This is a genomic window from Amycolatopsis iheyensis (genome assembly GCF_024703995.1).
Classification (GTDB): Bacteria; Actinomycetota; Actinomycetes; order Mycobacteriales; family Pseudonocardiaceae; genus Amycolatopsis; species Amycolatopsis iheyensis.
Window position 1 is genome coordinate 107,238 of the sequence record NZ_JAMXQV010000033.1, and the last position, 16,053, is coordinate 123,290.

Below are 16,053 nucleotides of genomic sequence, written 5' to 3' on the forward strand. Positions count from 1 at the left end.
TCACGTGGAACAACGACTTTCGCCCGAGGAGCAGCGCACCGTCCTGGTGCAGCTGGGAAAGCTCGTGCGCGAGCTCCGGGTCGACGCCGCCGGGCCCGCCGCGGTCGACTTCCGGCAGGTCGGCACGCACACCGAACTCGAGGGCCACAACGCGACGACGTCCGACACGATCGCCGAGCTGTTCACCGAACTGCGCAAGGGGATGTACAGCGAAGGCCGCGGCACCTGGCTGCAGGCGCGGTTCACGCTCGACCCCGACGGCGGCTTCGACTTCGACTTCGCGTTCGACGACGATCCCGTGTGGACGGACCCGCCGGCGACGACGGCCTACCCGGACGAGCTCACCGCGTTCCCGCGCGCCGACGAGCACATCCCCGACTGGTGGCGGCTGCGCGCGCAGCTTCCACTGGGCGTGGTCTTCCGGCACGCCGAAGCCGGCGGCCCGGACGTCGAGCGGCCGCCGCTGACCGACACCGAGGTGCCGCTCGTGCTGCAGTACCTCGCGCGCGAGGCCGTCGTCCACGAAACCGACGACGAGCGCTTCTTCACCGACGGCGCCTGGATCTGGCCGGAGGCGGTGCCGGCGCTGCTGGCCGAGTACGGCGTGCCGCCCGAGCCGGACCTGGTCGCGCACATCCGCCGCCACCGCTTCCAGCCGCCGTACGTCGAGCCGCTGGTCCGCCGGACCGCCGAGGCGGACCTGCTGGGCAAGCCGCGGCCGAAGCCGGGCCGCGCGGACGTCAAGAAGACCAGCGGTGACGTCGCCGCGGAGCTGGAGACCACGCCCGACCCGAAGCTCGGTGACGAAGAGCTGCTGATCGTGCTGGTCCAGCGGCTCGGCGAGCACGGCGTGTGGCCGGAGGCCTACCGCGTCGGGGAGCGGGCGGACGGCACCTGGTGCCTCAACTTCACCACCGACGGCTGGGAGGTCGCCGCCTACGCCGGCGGGAAGCCTCGCGAGCCGAAGTACTTCGACCGGCTCGAGGACGCCGCCCAGCAGCTGCTCGGGGCGCTGCTGCTGCACCCCGCCCGGATGACGGCCGGGCACGAAACGCCCTTGGAAACCGCGAAGGAGCTCGACGACTGGCCGGTGCACCCGGCTCCGGGTGAGCCTCCCCTCACCCTGCTCCGCAACAAGCGCATCACGCGGCTCGTGGCGGGTACGGTCGTCCTGCGCTTCGGCGAGGAACCCGGCAACCTCGTCCACCACGGGGAGGTACGGTTCGCCACGACGTCGCTGCCGCTCGAACGGGAGCTGCAGCGGCGGAGCTACCGGCTCAGACGTCCGCTGCACGTGATCACCGGCATCACGGTTCCGTGGGCGAACCTGCCGGGTGGCGCGGTGGCCTTCGTGCTGCCGAAGACGATCGCCGAGCACGAGTCCGACGGAAGCCTGGAGAGGATCGAGTAGGTGGAAGCGGCGGAAGCGATTGCCAAGGTCGGCCAGTGGCTGCGCGCGGTGCACGGTCCGGACGTCTCCGGCCCCGCCGGGCTCCGGGTGGACACCGAGAAGGTGCTGCGCATCCCCGAGGGCTGGTCGGTGCCTTACAACACCATCGCGTTCCTCGACGAGGGCCGGCCGGAGAAGGAGATCTTCCCGCCGCCGTCGGTCGTCGTCCGCGAGCCGGACGGCGAGCTGCGGCAGGCGCACCCGCACCCCGGCGGGCTGTCGGTGCCGGTGGCGTTCCCCGGTCAGGAGAACTGGCGCGAGGTCGTCGACCCCGAGTACGTGAAGGCCGGGCTCGGTGAGCTGGGCGTCCCGCTGCAGGCCGTCGCGGGCTGGGTGAAGGTCGACGCCGAGGGCAACCAGACCGGCGAAGAGCGCGAAAACCCCGAGTACAAGGCCGGCCCGATCCGCCGCGGCTACCCGAAGCCGGAGAACACTCTCGAGACGCTGCTGTCGTTCGCCAGCGTCGGCTGGCTGACGCGGGAGCTGCTGCTCATCGGCCTGATCCGGTGCGAGGTGTTCATCCCGCTCGACCTGGAGACCGGCAAGACCGACCGGTTCTACTTCGCCGAAGAGCGCAACGAGCTCAAGGTGTTCAGCTCGACCCGGCACCTGCCTTCGCGCGAGCACGGCTGGTGGAAGGTCGACGTCGCGACGCTCGCCGAGTTCGAGCACCCGCCGAACCTGGTGCTCAACGGCGGCCCGACGACCATCGAAGACGTCTCCAGCGGCGAGCTCGCGGAGATCGTCCAGCGCTTCCCGCGGCACGAGCCGCGCATCGACGTGCACGGCCGCTGCCCGGAGGCCGAGGAGGACCTGATCCGCGTCGCCGCCGACACGGCGTCGCGGATGGGCCTGCCGGAACCGGTCAAGCCACCGCTCACCGCGGCCGAGAAGGCCCGGCGGCGCGGCTACGAGCTGACCGCCGAGGAGTGCGCGAAGACCGTGCTCGGCGAGTCGTGGCTGAAGCGGATGCAGATGCCGGAGCCGCCGCGCAGCAAGCCGAACGACCTGCGGGCGAACGGCCTGGCCCCGACCTTCGACAACGCCGGGCGCGCGGTGCCGCGGCTCGACACCTTCGGCAAGTACTTCGAGCGGGACCTCGACGGCTTCCGCTACGGCTGGCAGCGCGTCACGGGCGCGTACGTCGGCTTCGCGCTCGGGGAGGCCCTCGGCGCCGCCGTCGACCGGATGATGCTGCACGACATCCACGCGAAGTACGGCATCGAAGGCGTCGCCGACCTGGTGCCGGCGTTCGACCAGCCGGGCCGGATCGGCTCGCTGACCCAGCGGTTGCTCTTCTACACCGAGGCCGCGATCCGCAGCCCGCACCGCGAGCAGCCGGAGTCGCGGGAGGCCGAACAGCTCTTCCCGTCCGTCGTGCGCGGGGCGCTGCAGCGCTGGCTGCGCACGCAGGGCGCGCCGATGGAGAACGCCGACGGCTGGCTCGTCCAGGTCCCCGACCTGCACGCCCGCCGCGACGCCGACGACGTCGAGCTGAACGCGTACCACCAGCTCGCGACCGAAGCCGCGGACGCGGTGCCCATGACCGGCCCGGCCGCGCTGATCGCGGCGCTGCCGGCGGCGCTGACCACGGCGGGGCCCGGTAGCGGGTTCAGCGGCGGCGCGCGCCAGGCCGCCCGCGACCTGGCCGGCGTCACCCACCCGACCGAGCCCGACCTGGCCGCGGTGACCTACCTGACCTGGCTGTTCGAGCACGCGCTGACCAAGGAGGCGTTCAGCTTCCCGATCTGGAACCTCAGCCGCGAGGTGCTCAACCCGGACAGCGGGCACCAGCAGGGTCCGGAGTGGGCTGAGATCAAGGACATGGTCGCCGAGTCGGTGCCGTTCTTCGGCGAGCACGGGCTGCCCGACCTGCGGATGCCCGAGCTGATCGGCGACGGCAAGACGACGCTCTCGGTGCTCGGCCGCGCGTTCGCCGCGCTGTCCGGCTTCGAGAACTACCCCGAGCAGGCGCTGCTTCGCGCCGTCAACCACTCCGGCCGCAGCGCGCTCACCGGCGCGCTGGCCGGCGCCCTGCTGGGCGCGCGCACCGGTATCCCGGGCCTGCCGCAGAAGTGGGTCGACCAGCTGGAGCTGCGGTACCTGGTCGAGAACGTCGCTTCGGACGCGTACTGGCACTTCGACCGGCACTCGGCGCTGAGCGCGCTGGGTGAGGTGTGGATCGAGCGGTACCCGCGGCATTAGCCCGAGGATGGGGAGAATGACAGAAAGCGACGACGGCTTCCTCGAGTGGCGGCCCGACGTCGACCCGGAGTTCGACGAGAAGGCGTGCCCGGCCCTCGGCATCCCGGTCCGTGCCATCCGCGGCTGGGCGCAGTACACGCCCTACGGCGAGCCGACCGGCCCGCGCCGCGTGAACGAGCAGTACACGCCGGGCCCGGTCTGGCGTGGCTTCCCGGTGCCCACGACCGACGCCGAGAAGCTGCTGAGCTACCTGGGCGCGAACTGGATCAGCCGTGCGGAGTTCGTCCAGGCGCTGCTGGACTGCGAAGTGCTGGTGCCGACGCCGGCGGGCGAACCGCTCGTGCGCTCGATGCCGGGCGGGCGTGAGGTCATCGCCTACAGCTCGTCGGCGAAGGTGCCCGGGCGCTACCCGCACCGCCTGCGGACGACGGTCCGCGAGCTGCTGGCCGGCCGGCCGTCGACCGGGCTGACCCTCGACCCCGGCACCGGGCTCGTCCGCAGCCTGACCGCCGCCGAGCTGGGCGACGTCGCTCCCGGCGAGCGCCGGACCGCGGTGGCCGAGCCCGCGCCGGAAGCCGGGCCGGAGGTCGCCGAGGCCCTGCCCGCGCTGGTCGCGGAGTTCGGCGTCGAACCACCCGACCTGCTGGAACGGCACCTGCGCTACGCGGTGAGCCAGGCCCGCGACCACCACTTCGAGCTGTCGCCCGAGGACTGCGTCCGGTACCTGCGCGGGTTCGCCTGGCAGCACCGCAACGGCGTCCGGCGGCGGGCCGGCCAGGACCCGGAATGGCCCGCCGACCTGGGCGCGAACGGCCTGATCGCGCACGTCGACGAAGCCGCGCGCCCGCGCCCGGTGCCGTGGACGTCCGGGAAGTTCTCCGCCTTCGGCACGCCGGCCGCGCGCTTCGCGTGGCACCGGATCGTCGGCGCGTACGTCGGCTTCGCGATCGGTGACTCGCTCGGCAGCGGTGACGCGCTGGGCGGGCTGACGCGCCACCTGCTGTTCCACACCGACATCGTGCTGCGCGGCCTGCCGCCGGTGCCGACCGGCGAGGTGCCGGGCGCGCTGCCCGACCCGGACCCCCTCGGCTGGCTGGCGGTCGCGACGCGGCGCGCGGGTCCCGCGCCCGACGGCGTCTCGGCGTTGCTCGCGACGGCGCTGGCCGCGACGCCGGCGAGCGCGGTCGCCATCGACGGTGTCGACGGCGAGCAGTACGCGAAGGACGTCGCCCGCGCGCTGACCGGCGGCGAGCCCGAGGTGGCCGACGGGGTCGAGCTGCTGATCGCGCTCTTCCAGGCCCTCCTCACGCGCGACACGTTCGCGCTGCCGGTCCACCTCCGCCTGCGGGAGATCGGCGGCGACCTCGCGACGGAGGTGCTGGCGTTGCGCGAAGACCGCGACGCCGACGACGTCACGCAGCTGGAGAGCATCGGCGACGGCCGGGACGTGCGCTCGGTGCTCGGCCGCGCGCTGTTCGCCGCGGCCAAGCGCGGCCACGACCCCGAGGCCGCGATCACGCTCGCCGCGCGATCCGGCCCGGTCGCCGGCGCCATCACCGGGGCGCTGGTCGGCGCCCGGCTCGGCGTGCCCGGTCTGCCTCGGGTAGCCGGCCTGCCGGACCTCGGCCTGCTCGACGACGTCGCCAGCGACGTCTTCTGGTACTTCAACCGCAACGGCCTCCAGACGGAGACCGCCGAACACGCCCGCTGGGAGCGCCGGTACCCGAGTGGCCGGTTCACCCCGAAACCGAAGGGACCGGACTTGCGCTCACGACTGCGGGGCAGCCTGCTGGCCGGGGCGATCGGCGACGCGCTGGGCGCGAAGACCGAGTTCGACTCGATCGACCGGATCCGCGAGATCGCCGGCCCGGCCGGCATCACCGACTTCATCCCCGCGTACGGCGGCATCGGCCGGATCACCGACGACACGCAGATGACGCTCTTCACGCTCGAAGCGCTGATCCGCGCGCACGCGCAGCAGCGGCGGACCGGCTCGTCGGACGTCGTGCACTCGCTGCAGCTGGCCTACCAGCGCTGGCTGCACACCCAGGGTGTCGCCTGGGACCGGGCGCGCGGGCCGCAGTCCGAGGTCGAGGCGCCGGACGGCTGGCTGGTCACGCACCAGGAGCTGTTCAGCCGCCGCGCACCCGGCCTGACCTGCTTCGGCGAGCTGGAGGCGTACGGCCGCTCGGGCGTCCGGGGCACCATCGAACGCCCGGTGAACAACTCGAAGGGCTGCGGCGGCGTGATGCGCGTGGCGCCGATCGCGGTCTGGTCCGACGACCTCGCCGAGGTGTTCCGGCTGGGCGCGGAGAGCGCCGCGCTGACCCACGGTCACCCGAGCGGGTATTTGTCGTCGGGCTGTTTCGCCGTGGTCGTGCACGAGCTGCTCCACGGGAAGTCCCTGCTCGACGCGGTCGCGACCGCCTGCGCCGAGCTGGTGCAGCACCCGGACCACGAAGAGCAGAGCGCGGCACTCGACGCGGCTCTGGCGCTGGCGGAGCAAGGACCGCCGACGCCGGAGAAGCTGGAGTCACTCGGGCAGGGCAACGTCGGTGAGACGGCGTTGTCGATGTCCGTGTACGTCGCGCTGACCACCACCGACGCCGACTCGGCGTTGCTCGCGGCGGTCAACCACAGCGGGGACAGCGACTCGACCGGCTCGGTCTGCGGCAACCTCGTCGGGGCGATGTACGGCGAAGAAGCCCTGCGCAAGAGCTGGCTCGAGCAGCTGGAGCTCCACGATGTCATCGTCGGCCTGGCGGACGACGCGCTCACCGAGTTCGGCCCGGACGCGCCGGGTGACGACCGGTGGTTCGCGCGGTACCCGGTCGACTAGGTTTTCGGGTGTGACTGGGGACGGGGAGGACAAACGTGCGTTACCGGGTTGAGGTGGCCGAACGCCCGGACGGCCTGTACGCGACGTGGGGCGAGGGGACGTTCCGCGCGCAGCGATCGACCACGGACGGCACCGTGCTGCTGTCCGTGCTGCCGGAGGAAGAGGCGCCGGAGGGCTTCGACAAGGAGCACGACGGCCGGCCGGCGCGCGTGGTGCCGGCGGCCGAGGTGCCGTCGACGTTCACGCTGCGCACCTTCGGCGAGTACGACAACGAGGTCTTCGAGGTCGCGCCGGGCACGCGACCCGAGCTGACCCTGCGCTGGGTCCACGACGACGCCGCCCGCGCGGCGCAGCTGGGCCTGACCGACTTCTCGGTCACCGTGCCGGCGAACCAGGTCACGGCGTTGTGGCAGGCGCGGCAGGACTTCACGGAAACGCCGGAGGCGCGCCCGCAGCCGGGCGAAGGCGACCAGAACGCGCTGCTGCGGGCCATCGGCCGGACGCTGCTGCACACCGTGCCCGGTGGCTGGGCCCGCGTCGGCGCGCAGTTCCGGCAGGTCGGCGACTACTCCGAGATCGAGGTCCGCGCGGTCGGCGACGAGGACGGCCCGGTGTCGGTCTCGCTGCCCGCCGTGCCGCGGCTCGGCGGGTTGTTCGCGCGGCTGCGCTCGGCGATGTTCCAGCCGGAGACCGGCACCTGGTTCCAGGGTACGTTCACGCTCGACGCGGAATCGCAGTTCGACTTCGACTTCGACGCCGACCGCGAGCCGGACTGGCGGGTGCCGCCCAACGACGGCGGCCGCCCGACGACCGCCGCGTACGAGCTGGAAATGGCGAACTTCCCGCGGTCGGCGAAGCACGTCCCGGCGTGGCTCACGGCGAAGGCCGGGCTGCCGCTGGACGTCGTGTTCCGGCACGCGCGGGCCGCCGACTCGCACACCGAGGGCGAGCGTCCGGTGGTCAACCGGCCGCCGGTGCCACCGGACCAGGTCCGCGGCCTCCTCGACTACCTGTTCCGGGCGCCGGTCGCGCTGCACCGGCCCGCACCGCTGCCGGACATCTTCGGCGCACCCGGCGCGAAGCCCGACGTGCCGAACGCCTTCCACACCGACGGCACCTGGATCTGGCCCGCCGCCGTGCCGCACTACCTGCGCAAGTACGGGGTGCCGCCGGAGCCGGAGCTGGTCGAGCACGCGCGCGCGGCCGGCTTCCGCCCGCCGTTCGTCGGGGAGCTCGTCCGGGCTTCGGCGGAGGCCGAGCTCCTCGGCCGGCCCCGGCCCGCGCAGACCGCCGCCGACCTGCCGGACGAGCGCGCGCTGACCCGCGTCTCCCGCGGCGAGCCGGTGCGGAACCTGCGCGGCGCGGAGACGCTGGAGCTGCTCCAGCAGCGGCTCACCGAGCACGGCGTGCCGGCGGCGGCCTACCGGATCGGCGCGAACGAGGTGCCGGCCGAGGGGGTCTGGACGCTGCGGCGTGCCGAGAACGGCTGGGAGGTCTCGCGGCCGCCGTCCGACGAGCCGGTGGCGTTCGGCTCGCTCGGTGACGCGGCCCGGTTCCTGCTCGGCGTGCTGCTGATGCAGCCGCCGTGGCCGGCGGAGGAGTCCGACCAGCCCGCCGACTGGCCGATCCTGCCGATGCGCGGCGAGCCGCCGTTGAACTTCTACCGCGGCAAGCGCCTGATCGTGCTCTCGCCGGGCACCACGGTCGTCCGGTTCGGCAACGAAACCGGCAACTTGGTGCACGCCGAGGGGACGCGGTTCGTGGAGACGTCGCTGGCGTTCGAGCGCGAGCGCGAGAAGCGGCTTTACCGGGTGCAGCGCGCGGTGCGGGTGCTGACCGGCGCGACCGCGCCGTGGAGCGGGATGCCGGGCGGCGGGGTCGCCTACCTGCTGCCGCGGCCGCTCGCCCAGCACCTCGAGACGGGCTCGCTCAGCAGGCAGTGATCAGGACGGCGGGCGACCACCAGTAGTCGGCGAGCGGTTCGACGCCGACGTCGGTGAAGCCCGCCGTCTTCAGCTGCTCGGCCCAGGCCGCGGCCGGCTGCTCCCAGTTCGTCCGTTCGTGCCCGGAGACGATCCCGAGCAGCACCGGCAGCAGGAAGCCCTGCGCGACGAGCGAAGCGTCTTCGCCGTACTCGGCGACACCACGCTCGTAACGCTCGACGAGCGAGCGAAGGTGCTCGGGCGAGCCTTCGTCGTGCTCCGGAACGTCGAACTCGGCCAGCACCAGCGTTCCGGCGCGCGGCTGAAGCGCGCGAAGCACCTCCGCGCGCTGCTCCGGCTCGATCGACTGCAGCGCGAACGTCGACTGGACGAAGTCCCAGCCGAGGTCGTCGCGCGCCAGGAAGTCCTGCGCGGTCGACTGCCAGCACTGGGCGGACGGCACCCGCTCGTGGACGCCGTCGAGCAACGCGGCCGAGGGCTCGACCAGGTCGATCCGCGCGGGGGTGTGCGACGCCTGCTCGAGCGCGGGCACCACCGCCAGGCCGTCACCGCAGCCGAGGTCGAGCAGGGACTCCGGCTTCGTGGTGTCGTAGCGGGTGGCGAGGGCGGCGCTCAGCGCCCGGTACAGCTCGACGTTCCCGCCGCCGCGGATGAAGGCCGTGAACGCGCTCGGCTGGTCGTACACCGAGCCCGAGCCGTCGCCGGTGAGGTAGGTGCGCAGTTCGTCCGCCAGCGTGGAGCCGGCGCGGCCGGCCCGGGCGGCGAGTTCGGCGGCCTGGTCGCGGGCGCCGGAGCGGTAGGCGGAGAGGGCGTCGGCCAGCAGGTCGATCGAGGTCATGGTGCAGGAGATATCAGAAGGGCACCCACAGAGTCACGCGCGTGCCGCCCCCGGCGAGTCCCGACTCGACCAGCGAAGTCCCGCCGACCTCGGCCAGCCGCGCGGTGATCGACTCGCTGATGCCGAACCCGGCCGGGTGATCGGCCGCGCTGAAGCCGCTGCCGTGGTCGCGCGTGATCACGGCGATCCCGCCTTCGCGCTCTTCGACCCGCACGACGACCCGGTCGGTGCCGGAGTGCTTCATCGTGTTCCGCAGGGCTTCGCGCACGGCGTCGCGGATCGCGATCTGCCGGACCTCCGACAGCGTGTCGTCGTCGAGCTCGGCGACCACGAGCTGGGCCCGCAGCCCGTCACGCGCCATCTCGGCGGCGAGCGCGGCGAGCTTCTCCCCGAGCGGCCGGGCGCCCTCTTCGGCCCGTTCGGACTTCGCCGACTCGATCGTCTGCCGGATCTCCATCGCCTGCGCCCGGGCCAGCCGCTGGATCTCGACCAGCCGTTCTTCGGCGTTCGTGGTGCTGGTCAGCGCCATGGCCTCGAGCGTCTGCAGGACGGTGTCGTGCAGCCTCCGGTGCTGCTGGGCACGCTCGGCGAGCCGGCCGTTGCGGGTGCCGTAGGCCAGCGCGAGCCGGGTGCCGAGCCCGGTCAGCACCAGCGCGGAGGTGGCCAGGAACAGCTCGGCGAGCAGCGCGGAGTACGTCGAGAAGGCGGCGCCGACCTGGAACTGCCCGGTGTTCAGCCAGTTGGCCAGCATCCGCAGCGGGAAGCTCGCCAGCCCGAACACGAGCCCGCTCGGCACGCCCAGCGCGAGGGTCAGCAGCCCGGCCTCGCCGAACAGGTGGACGCTGCTGACGGCGAGCGCGTCGAAGTAGCCTTCGGCCGGCACGGTCAGCGCGAGGACCAGCGGGGAGAGCGTGGTGAAGACGAGGTCGACGGCCAGCAGCTTCCCGGCGTCGCGGCCGCGGAACGGCGCCGAGCGCAGCATCCAGCGGAAGCCGATCAGGTTCAGCGCGACCGAGAGCAGCGTGAACACCCCGACCGGCAGCAGCCCGGTGGCGCCGTGCCGGAAGACGTAGGCGCCGAACTGGCCGGGCACCGCGAGCAGCCGGAAGGCCAGCGGGATGAGCACGACGTACCGGGTGGCCCGCAGCAGCAGGCCGTCACGACGGCTCGGGTCGATCGGGCCGGCGATCTTCGAGATCCGCTTCAGCGCGTGGATCGGGGTCGGGTCGCCGATCTCGTCGGAGAGCTCGCTGGTGGCCGTCGCGATTGCCGGCGCGCCCTGCCGCAGCAACGCCACGAAGAAGCTGCCCCCGGTCACCGGCTTCGGCGGGTCGGGCGCTTCGGTGGACATCGGCCGGACAACCCCCTGGTCACGTCGGTGAACCGAGGATAGGGAGTATCACCGATCCGCAGGGGTCAGGTCCAGCACTTCACGGAATTCACAGCAAACCGGTCAGGAATTACCGATTCCCTGCTCCGAAGCCCACTTCTTCAGCTCCGCGACGGCTTCGTCGTGCTCCAGCGGCCCGCGGTCGAGGCGCAGCTCCTTGAGGAACTTCCACGCCTTGCCGACGTCCGGCCCCGGCTTGATGTCCAGCAGCTCCATGATCTGCTCGCCGTTGAGGTCCGGCCGCACGCGGTCGAGGTCCTCCTTGGCCTTGAGCGCGGCGATGCGGGCCTCGAGGTCGTCGTAGGTCGCCTGCAGCGCGGCCGCCTTCCGGCGGTTGCGCGTGGTGCAGTCGGCGCGGACGAGCTTGTGCAGCCGGGTCAGCAGGGGGCCGGCGTCGGTGACGTACCGGCGGACCGCCGAGTCCGTCCACTCGCCCTTGCCGTAGCCGTGGAACCGCAGGTGGAGGAACACGAGCTGGGAGACGTCGTCGATGATCTCCTTGGAGAACTTCAGCGCCCGCAAACGTTTGCGGGCCATCCGCGCCCCGACCACTTCGTGGTGGTGGAAGCTCACCCCGCCGCCCGGCTGGAACTCGCGCGTCGCGGGCTTCCCGGCGTCGTGCAGCAGCGCCGCCAGCCGCAGGATCAGGTCCGGCTCCGACGTCGGCTCGTGCGTCTTCTCCAGCTCGATCGCCTGGGCCAGCACGGTCAGCGAGTGCTGGTAGACGTCCTTGTGCTGGTGGTGCTCGTCGATCGCCAGCCGCATCCCGGGCACCTCGGGCAGCACCCGGTCGGCCAGCCCGGTGTCGACCAGCAGCTCCAGCCCGGGCCGCGGGTCGTCCGCGAGCAGCAGCTTCGACAGCTCGGCCTGCACGCGCTCGGCGGTGATCCGGTCGATCTCGCCGGCCATCGACGCCATCGCGTCGACCACCCGCGGCGCGGCGGTGAAGCCGAGCTGCGCGGCGAACCGGGCGGCCCGCAGCATCCGCAGCGGGTCGTCGGCGAACGACTCCTGCGGCGTCGCCGGCGTGTCGAGCACCTTCTCCCGCAGCGCGCTCAACCCGTCGTGCGGGTCGATGAACGTCTTGGACGCCAGCTCGACGGCCATCGCGTTGACCGTGAAGTCGCGGCGCAGGAGGTCGCCCTCGATGCTGTCGCCGAAGGTGACCTCGGGGTTGCGGCCGACGCGGTCGTAGCTGTCCGCGCGGAACGTCGTGATCTCGAGCTGCATGCCCTTCTTCGTCACGCCGACCGTGCCGAACGCGATCCCGACGTCCCAGACCGCGTCGCCCCACTCGCTGACGATCTTCAGCACCCGGTCCGGGCGCGCGTCGGTGGTGAAGTCGAGGTCACCGAAGCGCCGGCCGAGCAGCGCGTCGCGCACGCTCCCGCCGACGAGGTACAGGCGGTGCCCGGCCCGGGCGAACCGCTCGGCCAGCTCGTCCGCCAGGGGGGAGAGCCGCATCAGCTCCACCACCGCGTTCTCCTTGGCGACCACGTCGTTCACGAAAATCCCACTGGGTTCGGGTGCGATTACTACAGGCACCACCGGACAGGACACGGAGAGCCAGCCTACCGGGGCAACCGTTTGCTCTAGCATCGCAGCATGTCTGGATCAGCCGGCCGCCCTGGCGCCTCGAAGCCGCGGAGGCGGCGGAGGCGGCAACGCGGCAGGCGCCTGACCACGGTCGACGAGACGTCGGCCGGTGGCCTCGTGGTGGATGCCGCGCGCGAACAGGCGGTGCTGATCGGCCGGCTCGACCGGCACGGCAGACTGCTGTGGTCGCTGCCCAAGGGCCACATCGAGGACGGTGAGACGGTGGAACAGACGGCCGTGCGCGAGGTCAAGGAGGAAACCGGCATCTCCGCGCGCGTGCTGCGGCCACTGGGCACCATCGACTACTGGTTCGTGGCCGAGCGGCGACGCATCCACAAGACCGTCCACCACTTCCTGCTCGAAGCGCTCGGCGGGGAACTCTCCGACGAGGACGTCGAGGTCACCGAGGTGGCCTGGGTCCCGCTGGCCGAGCTCGAGTCCAAGCTGGCCTACTCCGACGAACGCAAGCTCGTCCGGAAGGCCGGTCAGCTGATCGAGGAACTTTTCGCGCGCCCGGACGTCCACGGACGAGACGAGCACGCCCCTGAGGGAGCCCCCGAGTGAAGCGGTTCGCCGCAGCCTTCCTTTCCGTCCTCTTCCTGGCCGTCCCCGCCTTCACCGGCGCGACGGTGGCCCAGGCGGAGGAGGGCGCCCGCCTGCGGGTCGACCTTTCGCAGCTGAACCCCCGCGTGATCACCGGCTCGACGACGACGTTGACCGTCACCGGCACGGTGACCAACACCGGCGACCGGAAGGTCACCCGGCCGCAGGTCCGCCTGCAGGTCGGCGACCGGGTCACGACCTCGCGCGGGGTCGACGACGTGCTCTCCGGCGCCGTCATCAAGGACTCCCCGCTGACCGATTTCACGTCGCTGGCGGACGTGCTGGAGCCCGGGCAGAGCGCGCCGCTGAACATCACCGTGAACCTGGCCGGCTCGAAGGCGGGGCAGTTCACCCGCCCCGGCGTCTACCCGCTGCTGGTGAACGTCAACGGCACGCCGGAGTTCGGCGGGCCCGCCCGGCTGGGCGCGGTGAGCATGCTGATGCCGGTGCTGGCCGGGCCCGGCAAGACGGCCGGGCACTCGTCGGCGGGCGCGCCGAGCATGACCCTGCTCTGGCCGCTGACCAGCAGCGTCCCGCAGGTCTACGCGGCGCCGTACGGCCAGCCGCTGGTGCTGCGCGACGACAAGCTGGCCGACGAGATCGGTCCCGACGGCCGGCTGAACGCGCTGGTCAACGCGGCGACCACGGCCGTGGAGAGCGACACGAACCTCGCCAAGTCGATGTGCTTCGCGCTCGACCCGGACCTGCTGAGCACCGTCGACGCGATGAGCCGCGGCTACCAGGTGCACACCGAGACCGGGAACGTCGACGGCCGGGGCGCCCAGACCGCGAAGACCTGGCTCGCCTCGCTGCGTTCGCTGCTGACCGGCCGGTGCGCGGTGGCGCTGCCCTTCGCCGACGCCGACCTCAACACCGTCTCCCGGATCCGACCGGGCGACCCCATCCTGGTCGCCCAGGCGGCCGCGGCGGCGGCCACGATCCAGCAGCTGGCCGGTGTCACGCCGCAGACCGGCGTGCTCTGGCCGGACGGCACGCTCAACGAAGCCGTGCTCACCGCCCTGACCCAGGCCGGCGTCAAGACCGTCCTGACGGACGCGGCCCAGGTCGCCCCCACCGGCTCGGGTGGCGGCGTCACGGTGCAGGGCAGCGCGGTCCGCGCCCAGCCGACCGACTCGCTGATCTCCGCGGCCATGACCGGCGTGCCGAGCGTGCCCGACTCGGTCACCGTCGCCGTGAGCACCGAGCGCGCGATCTCCAGCCAGAACGGGCTCGGCGCGCTCGCCTTCCGGGCCGGCCTCGGCGCGTCGGCCGGCCAGGACCGCCCGGACCACCTGCTGGTCGCCCCGCCGCGGCGCTGGGACGCCCCGGCACCCGAGCTCACGGCGTTCCTGCAGCAGGTCGGTGACTTCCTCAACGCCAAGGTCGTCACCCCGCAGTCGCTGCCGTCGCTGCTGGACGCCGACCCGAAGGGCACCGGCGCGGTCGGCGACACCGGCCAGGACCCGGCCGCGGCCGTCGACCCCGCCGCCGTCGCGACGCTGTCGAAGCTCGACGACCAGGCCACCGGCATGGCGTCCGCGATGCTCGCGGACCCCACCAAACGGGTGAAGCCGGAGGACGTCGTCGCACCGGTCCGGCTGGCGGAGCTGCGCGGCGCTTCGGTCGGCTGGCGTGGCCTGCCGGCCGACGCGGCGACCGCGAACGCGCAGGCCGAGATCGGGGCGATCAGCGACCGGGTGAGCGTCCGGCAGCCGCAGCAGACGATCGCGCTGGCGTCCGGCAACTCGCCGCTGCCGGTGTACGTGGTGAACGACCTGCCGGTCGGGATCAACGCGAGGTTCTCCCTGAACAACAACACCGGCCTGCGCGCGGACGACCGCAAGGAGGTGTCGTTCCCGGCGGGCGGCGGCCGGCAGTACTTCCTCCCGGTGGAGGCGCTGCGGGCCGGGCGGTTCAGCGTCGATGTGTCCTTGAGCACCCCGACCGGTACCCCGCTCGGGTCATCCGCGCGCTTCGAGCTGACGTCGACGGAGTACGGCGCGATCACCATCATCGCGACCGTCGCCGCAGGTGTGGCCCTGCTTCTGCTGGCCTCCCGGCGGATCTACCGGCGGGTGAAGGACGCCAGGGCCGGTCGCACCGCCGGGGACTGATCGCTGCGCGTTTGAGTGTTCCGGGCGGTTCCCGATTACCCTTGGGCCGCACGCGCGCGGCACCGGGCCGCGGCGACGGACCGAGCACCGAGGATTGGGCACGCGTTGGAGAGAGAGCCGGGCTTACCACCCGAGCGTGCGGGTCGTCCTCGGCGCGAAGGCGCTCCGCCCCCGCAACCGCCGCAAAGAGGTGACGGGCCGCCGCGTGCGGGCCGTCGCCAGCAGCCGCCTCCGCAGGAGCGCGGCCGCCGCCAGCCACCACGCAACGGCCACACGCGTCAGCTGCCGGCTCCCGAGGACGCGCCCCGCGACCAGCAGCCGGTGGACGGCCGCCCGGTCCGTGACGACCGCCGCCGGCGCAACGACCAGCCCCGCCGCGGCCGACCGCGCGACGATCAGCCCGACGACCGCGCGCCTCGTCGCGAGCACCAGCCGGGCCCTGACGACCGCGCCCCCCGCCGTGAGCGGCCGCGGGACGAGCAACCCGGTCTTGACGACCGCCCCGCCCGCCGCGAGCACCAGCCCGGTCCCGACGACCGCGCCCCCCGCCGTGAGCGGCCGCGGGACGAGCAACCCGGTCTTGACGACCGCCCCGCCCGCCGCGAGCACCAGCCCGGTCCCGACGACCGCGCGCCCCGCCGCGAACGACCGCGCGACGACCAACCCGGTCTGGATGACCGCACGCCTCGCCGTGAGCGACCGCGCGACGACCAGCCCGGTCTTGACGACCGCGCACCACGCCGTGAGCGCCCGCGGGAGGACTGGCCGCCGGAGGAAGCGGGCCCACGAGGCCCGCGCGGCGACCGGCCGCGCGAAGACTGGCCCCCCGAGGAAGCCGGCCCGCGCGCACCGCGCGGCGATCGTCCGCGCGAAGACTGGCCGGCGGAAGAAGCCGGCCCCCGGGCACCCCGCGGCGACCGGCCTCAGCGGCGTGTCCCGCCGCCCGGCGTACCGCCGCAGCAGCAACCCCCGCCGCAACCACCGCGTGGTGGGCAGCCGCCGCGGGCCGCCGCGGCCGGGCCGGCGCCCACCCGGATCCAGCCCGTGCCGCCGGTGCCGCCGCCGGCCGGCGCGC

The 16,053-nt window shown here is 73.2% G+C and carries 10 protein-coding genes; 6 read left to right on the plus strand and 4 right to left on the minus strand.

The features are described 5' to 3' along the window. Positions 1 to 4: 4 nt before the first annotated feature. Genes M8542_RS42730 through M8542_RS42745 form a run of 4 tightly spaced genes read left to right on the plus strand, consistent with a single transcriptional unit; the run spans position 5 to position 8,437 of the window. Positions 5 to 1,411 carry a TNT domain-containing protein gene (locus tag M8542_RS42730; protein WP_443643121.1) on the plus strand — a complete coding sequence of 469 codons (1,407 nt, stop codon included), beginning with the start codon at positions 5 to 7 and terminating at the stop codon, positions 1,409 to 1,411. After that, positions 1,412 to 3,655, plus strand: coding sequence for a YrhB family protein (locus M8542_RS50500; protein WP_257926107.1), 2,244 nt, complete (start codon positions 1,412 to 1,414; stop codon positions 3,653 to 3,655). Between the two features lie 16 nt (positions 3,656 to 3,671). After that, complete coding sequence (locus tag M8542_RS42740; protein WP_257926108.1) at positions 3,672 to 6,494, plus strand: ADP-ribosylglycohydrolase family protein; 2,823 nt, start codon at positions 3,672 to 3,674, stop codon at positions 6,492 to 6,494. Between the two features lie 35 nt (positions 6,495 to 6,529). Continuing rightward, positions 6,530 to 8,437, plus strand: coding sequence for a TNT domain-containing protein (locus tag M8542_RS42745; RefSeq protein WP_257926109.1), 1,908 nt, complete (start codon positions 6,530 to 6,532; stop codon positions 8,435 to 8,437). On the opposite strand, the gene M8542_RS42750 is transcribed toward M8542_RS42745, so the two are convergent. The 3 genes from M8542_RS42750 to M8542_RS42760 all read right to left on the minus strand — a co-directional run bounded on the left by M8542_RS42750 (position 8,424) and on the right by M8542_RS42760 (position 12,171). After that, positions 8,424 to 9,275 carry a class I SAM-dependent methyltransferase gene (locus M8542_RS42750; RefSeq protein ID WP_257926110.1) on the minus strand — a complete coding sequence of 284 codons (852 nt, stop codon included), beginning with the start codon at positions 9,273 to 9,275 and terminating at the stop codon, positions 8,424 to 8,426. The genes M8542_RS42745 and M8542_RS42750 overlap by 14 nt on opposite strands. A gap of 13 nt (positions 9,276 to 9,288) precedes the next feature. Continuing rightward, positions 9,289 to 10,626 carry a sensor histidine kinase gene (locus M8542_RS42755; RefSeq protein ID WP_257926111.1) on the minus strand — a complete coding sequence of 446 codons (1,338 nt, stop codon included), beginning with the start codon at positions 10,624 to 10,626 and terminating at the stop codon, positions 9,289 to 9,291. A gap of 102 nt (positions 10,627 to 10,728) precedes the next feature. Further along, positions 10,729 to 12,171 (minus strand): CCA tRNA nucleotidyltransferase, encoded by a 1,443-nt coding sequence (locus tag M8542_RS42760; protein ID WP_257926112.1) that lies wholly within the window; start codon positions 12,169 to 12,171, stop codon positions 10,729 to 10,731. Positions 12,172 to 12,270: 99 nt separating this feature from the next. Between M8542_RS42760 and M8542_RS42765 the strand changes: the two genes are divergently transcribed. Next, complete coding sequence (locus M8542_RS42765; protein ID WP_257926113.1) at positions 12,271 to 12,825, plus strand: NUDIX hydrolase; 555 nt, start codon at positions 12,271 to 12,273, stop codon at positions 12,823 to 12,825. Next, positions 12,822 to 14,978 (plus strand): DUF6049 family protein, encoded by a 2,157-nt coding sequence (locus tag M8542_RS42770; protein WP_257926114.1) that lies wholly within the window; start codon positions 12,822 to 12,824, stop codon positions 14,976 to 14,978. Before M8542_RS42765 ends, M8542_RS42770 begins: the two co-directional genes overlap by 4 nt. A 123-nt stretch (positions 14,979 to 15,101) precedes the next feature. On the opposite strand, the gene M8542_RS42775 is transcribed toward M8542_RS42770, so the two are convergent. Then, positions 15,102 to 16,053 (minus strand): hypothetical protein (locus M8542_RS42775; RefSeq protein ID WP_257926115.1); only part of this gene is annotated, 952 nt, incomplete at its 5' end.

Bases quoted from the DNA above. Each gene is read 5' to 3' on its own strand.
- M8542_RS42740 (WP_257926108.1), top strand. From the start codon at position 3,672: ATGACAGAAAGCGACGACGGCTTCCTCGAGTGGCGGCCCGACGTCGAC.
- M8542_RS42750 (WP_257926110.1), bottom strand. From the start codon at position 9,275: ATGACCTCGATCGACCTGCTGGCCGACGCCCTCTCCGCCTACCGCTCC.
- M8542_RS42755 (WP_257926111.1), bottom strand. From the start codon at position 10,626: ATGTCCACCGAAGCGCCCGACCCGCCGAAGCCGGTGACCGGGGGCAGC.
- M8542_RS42765 (WP_257926113.1), top strand. From the start codon at position 12,271: ATGTCTGGATCAGCCGGCCGCCCTGGCGCCTCGAAGCCGCGGAGGCGG.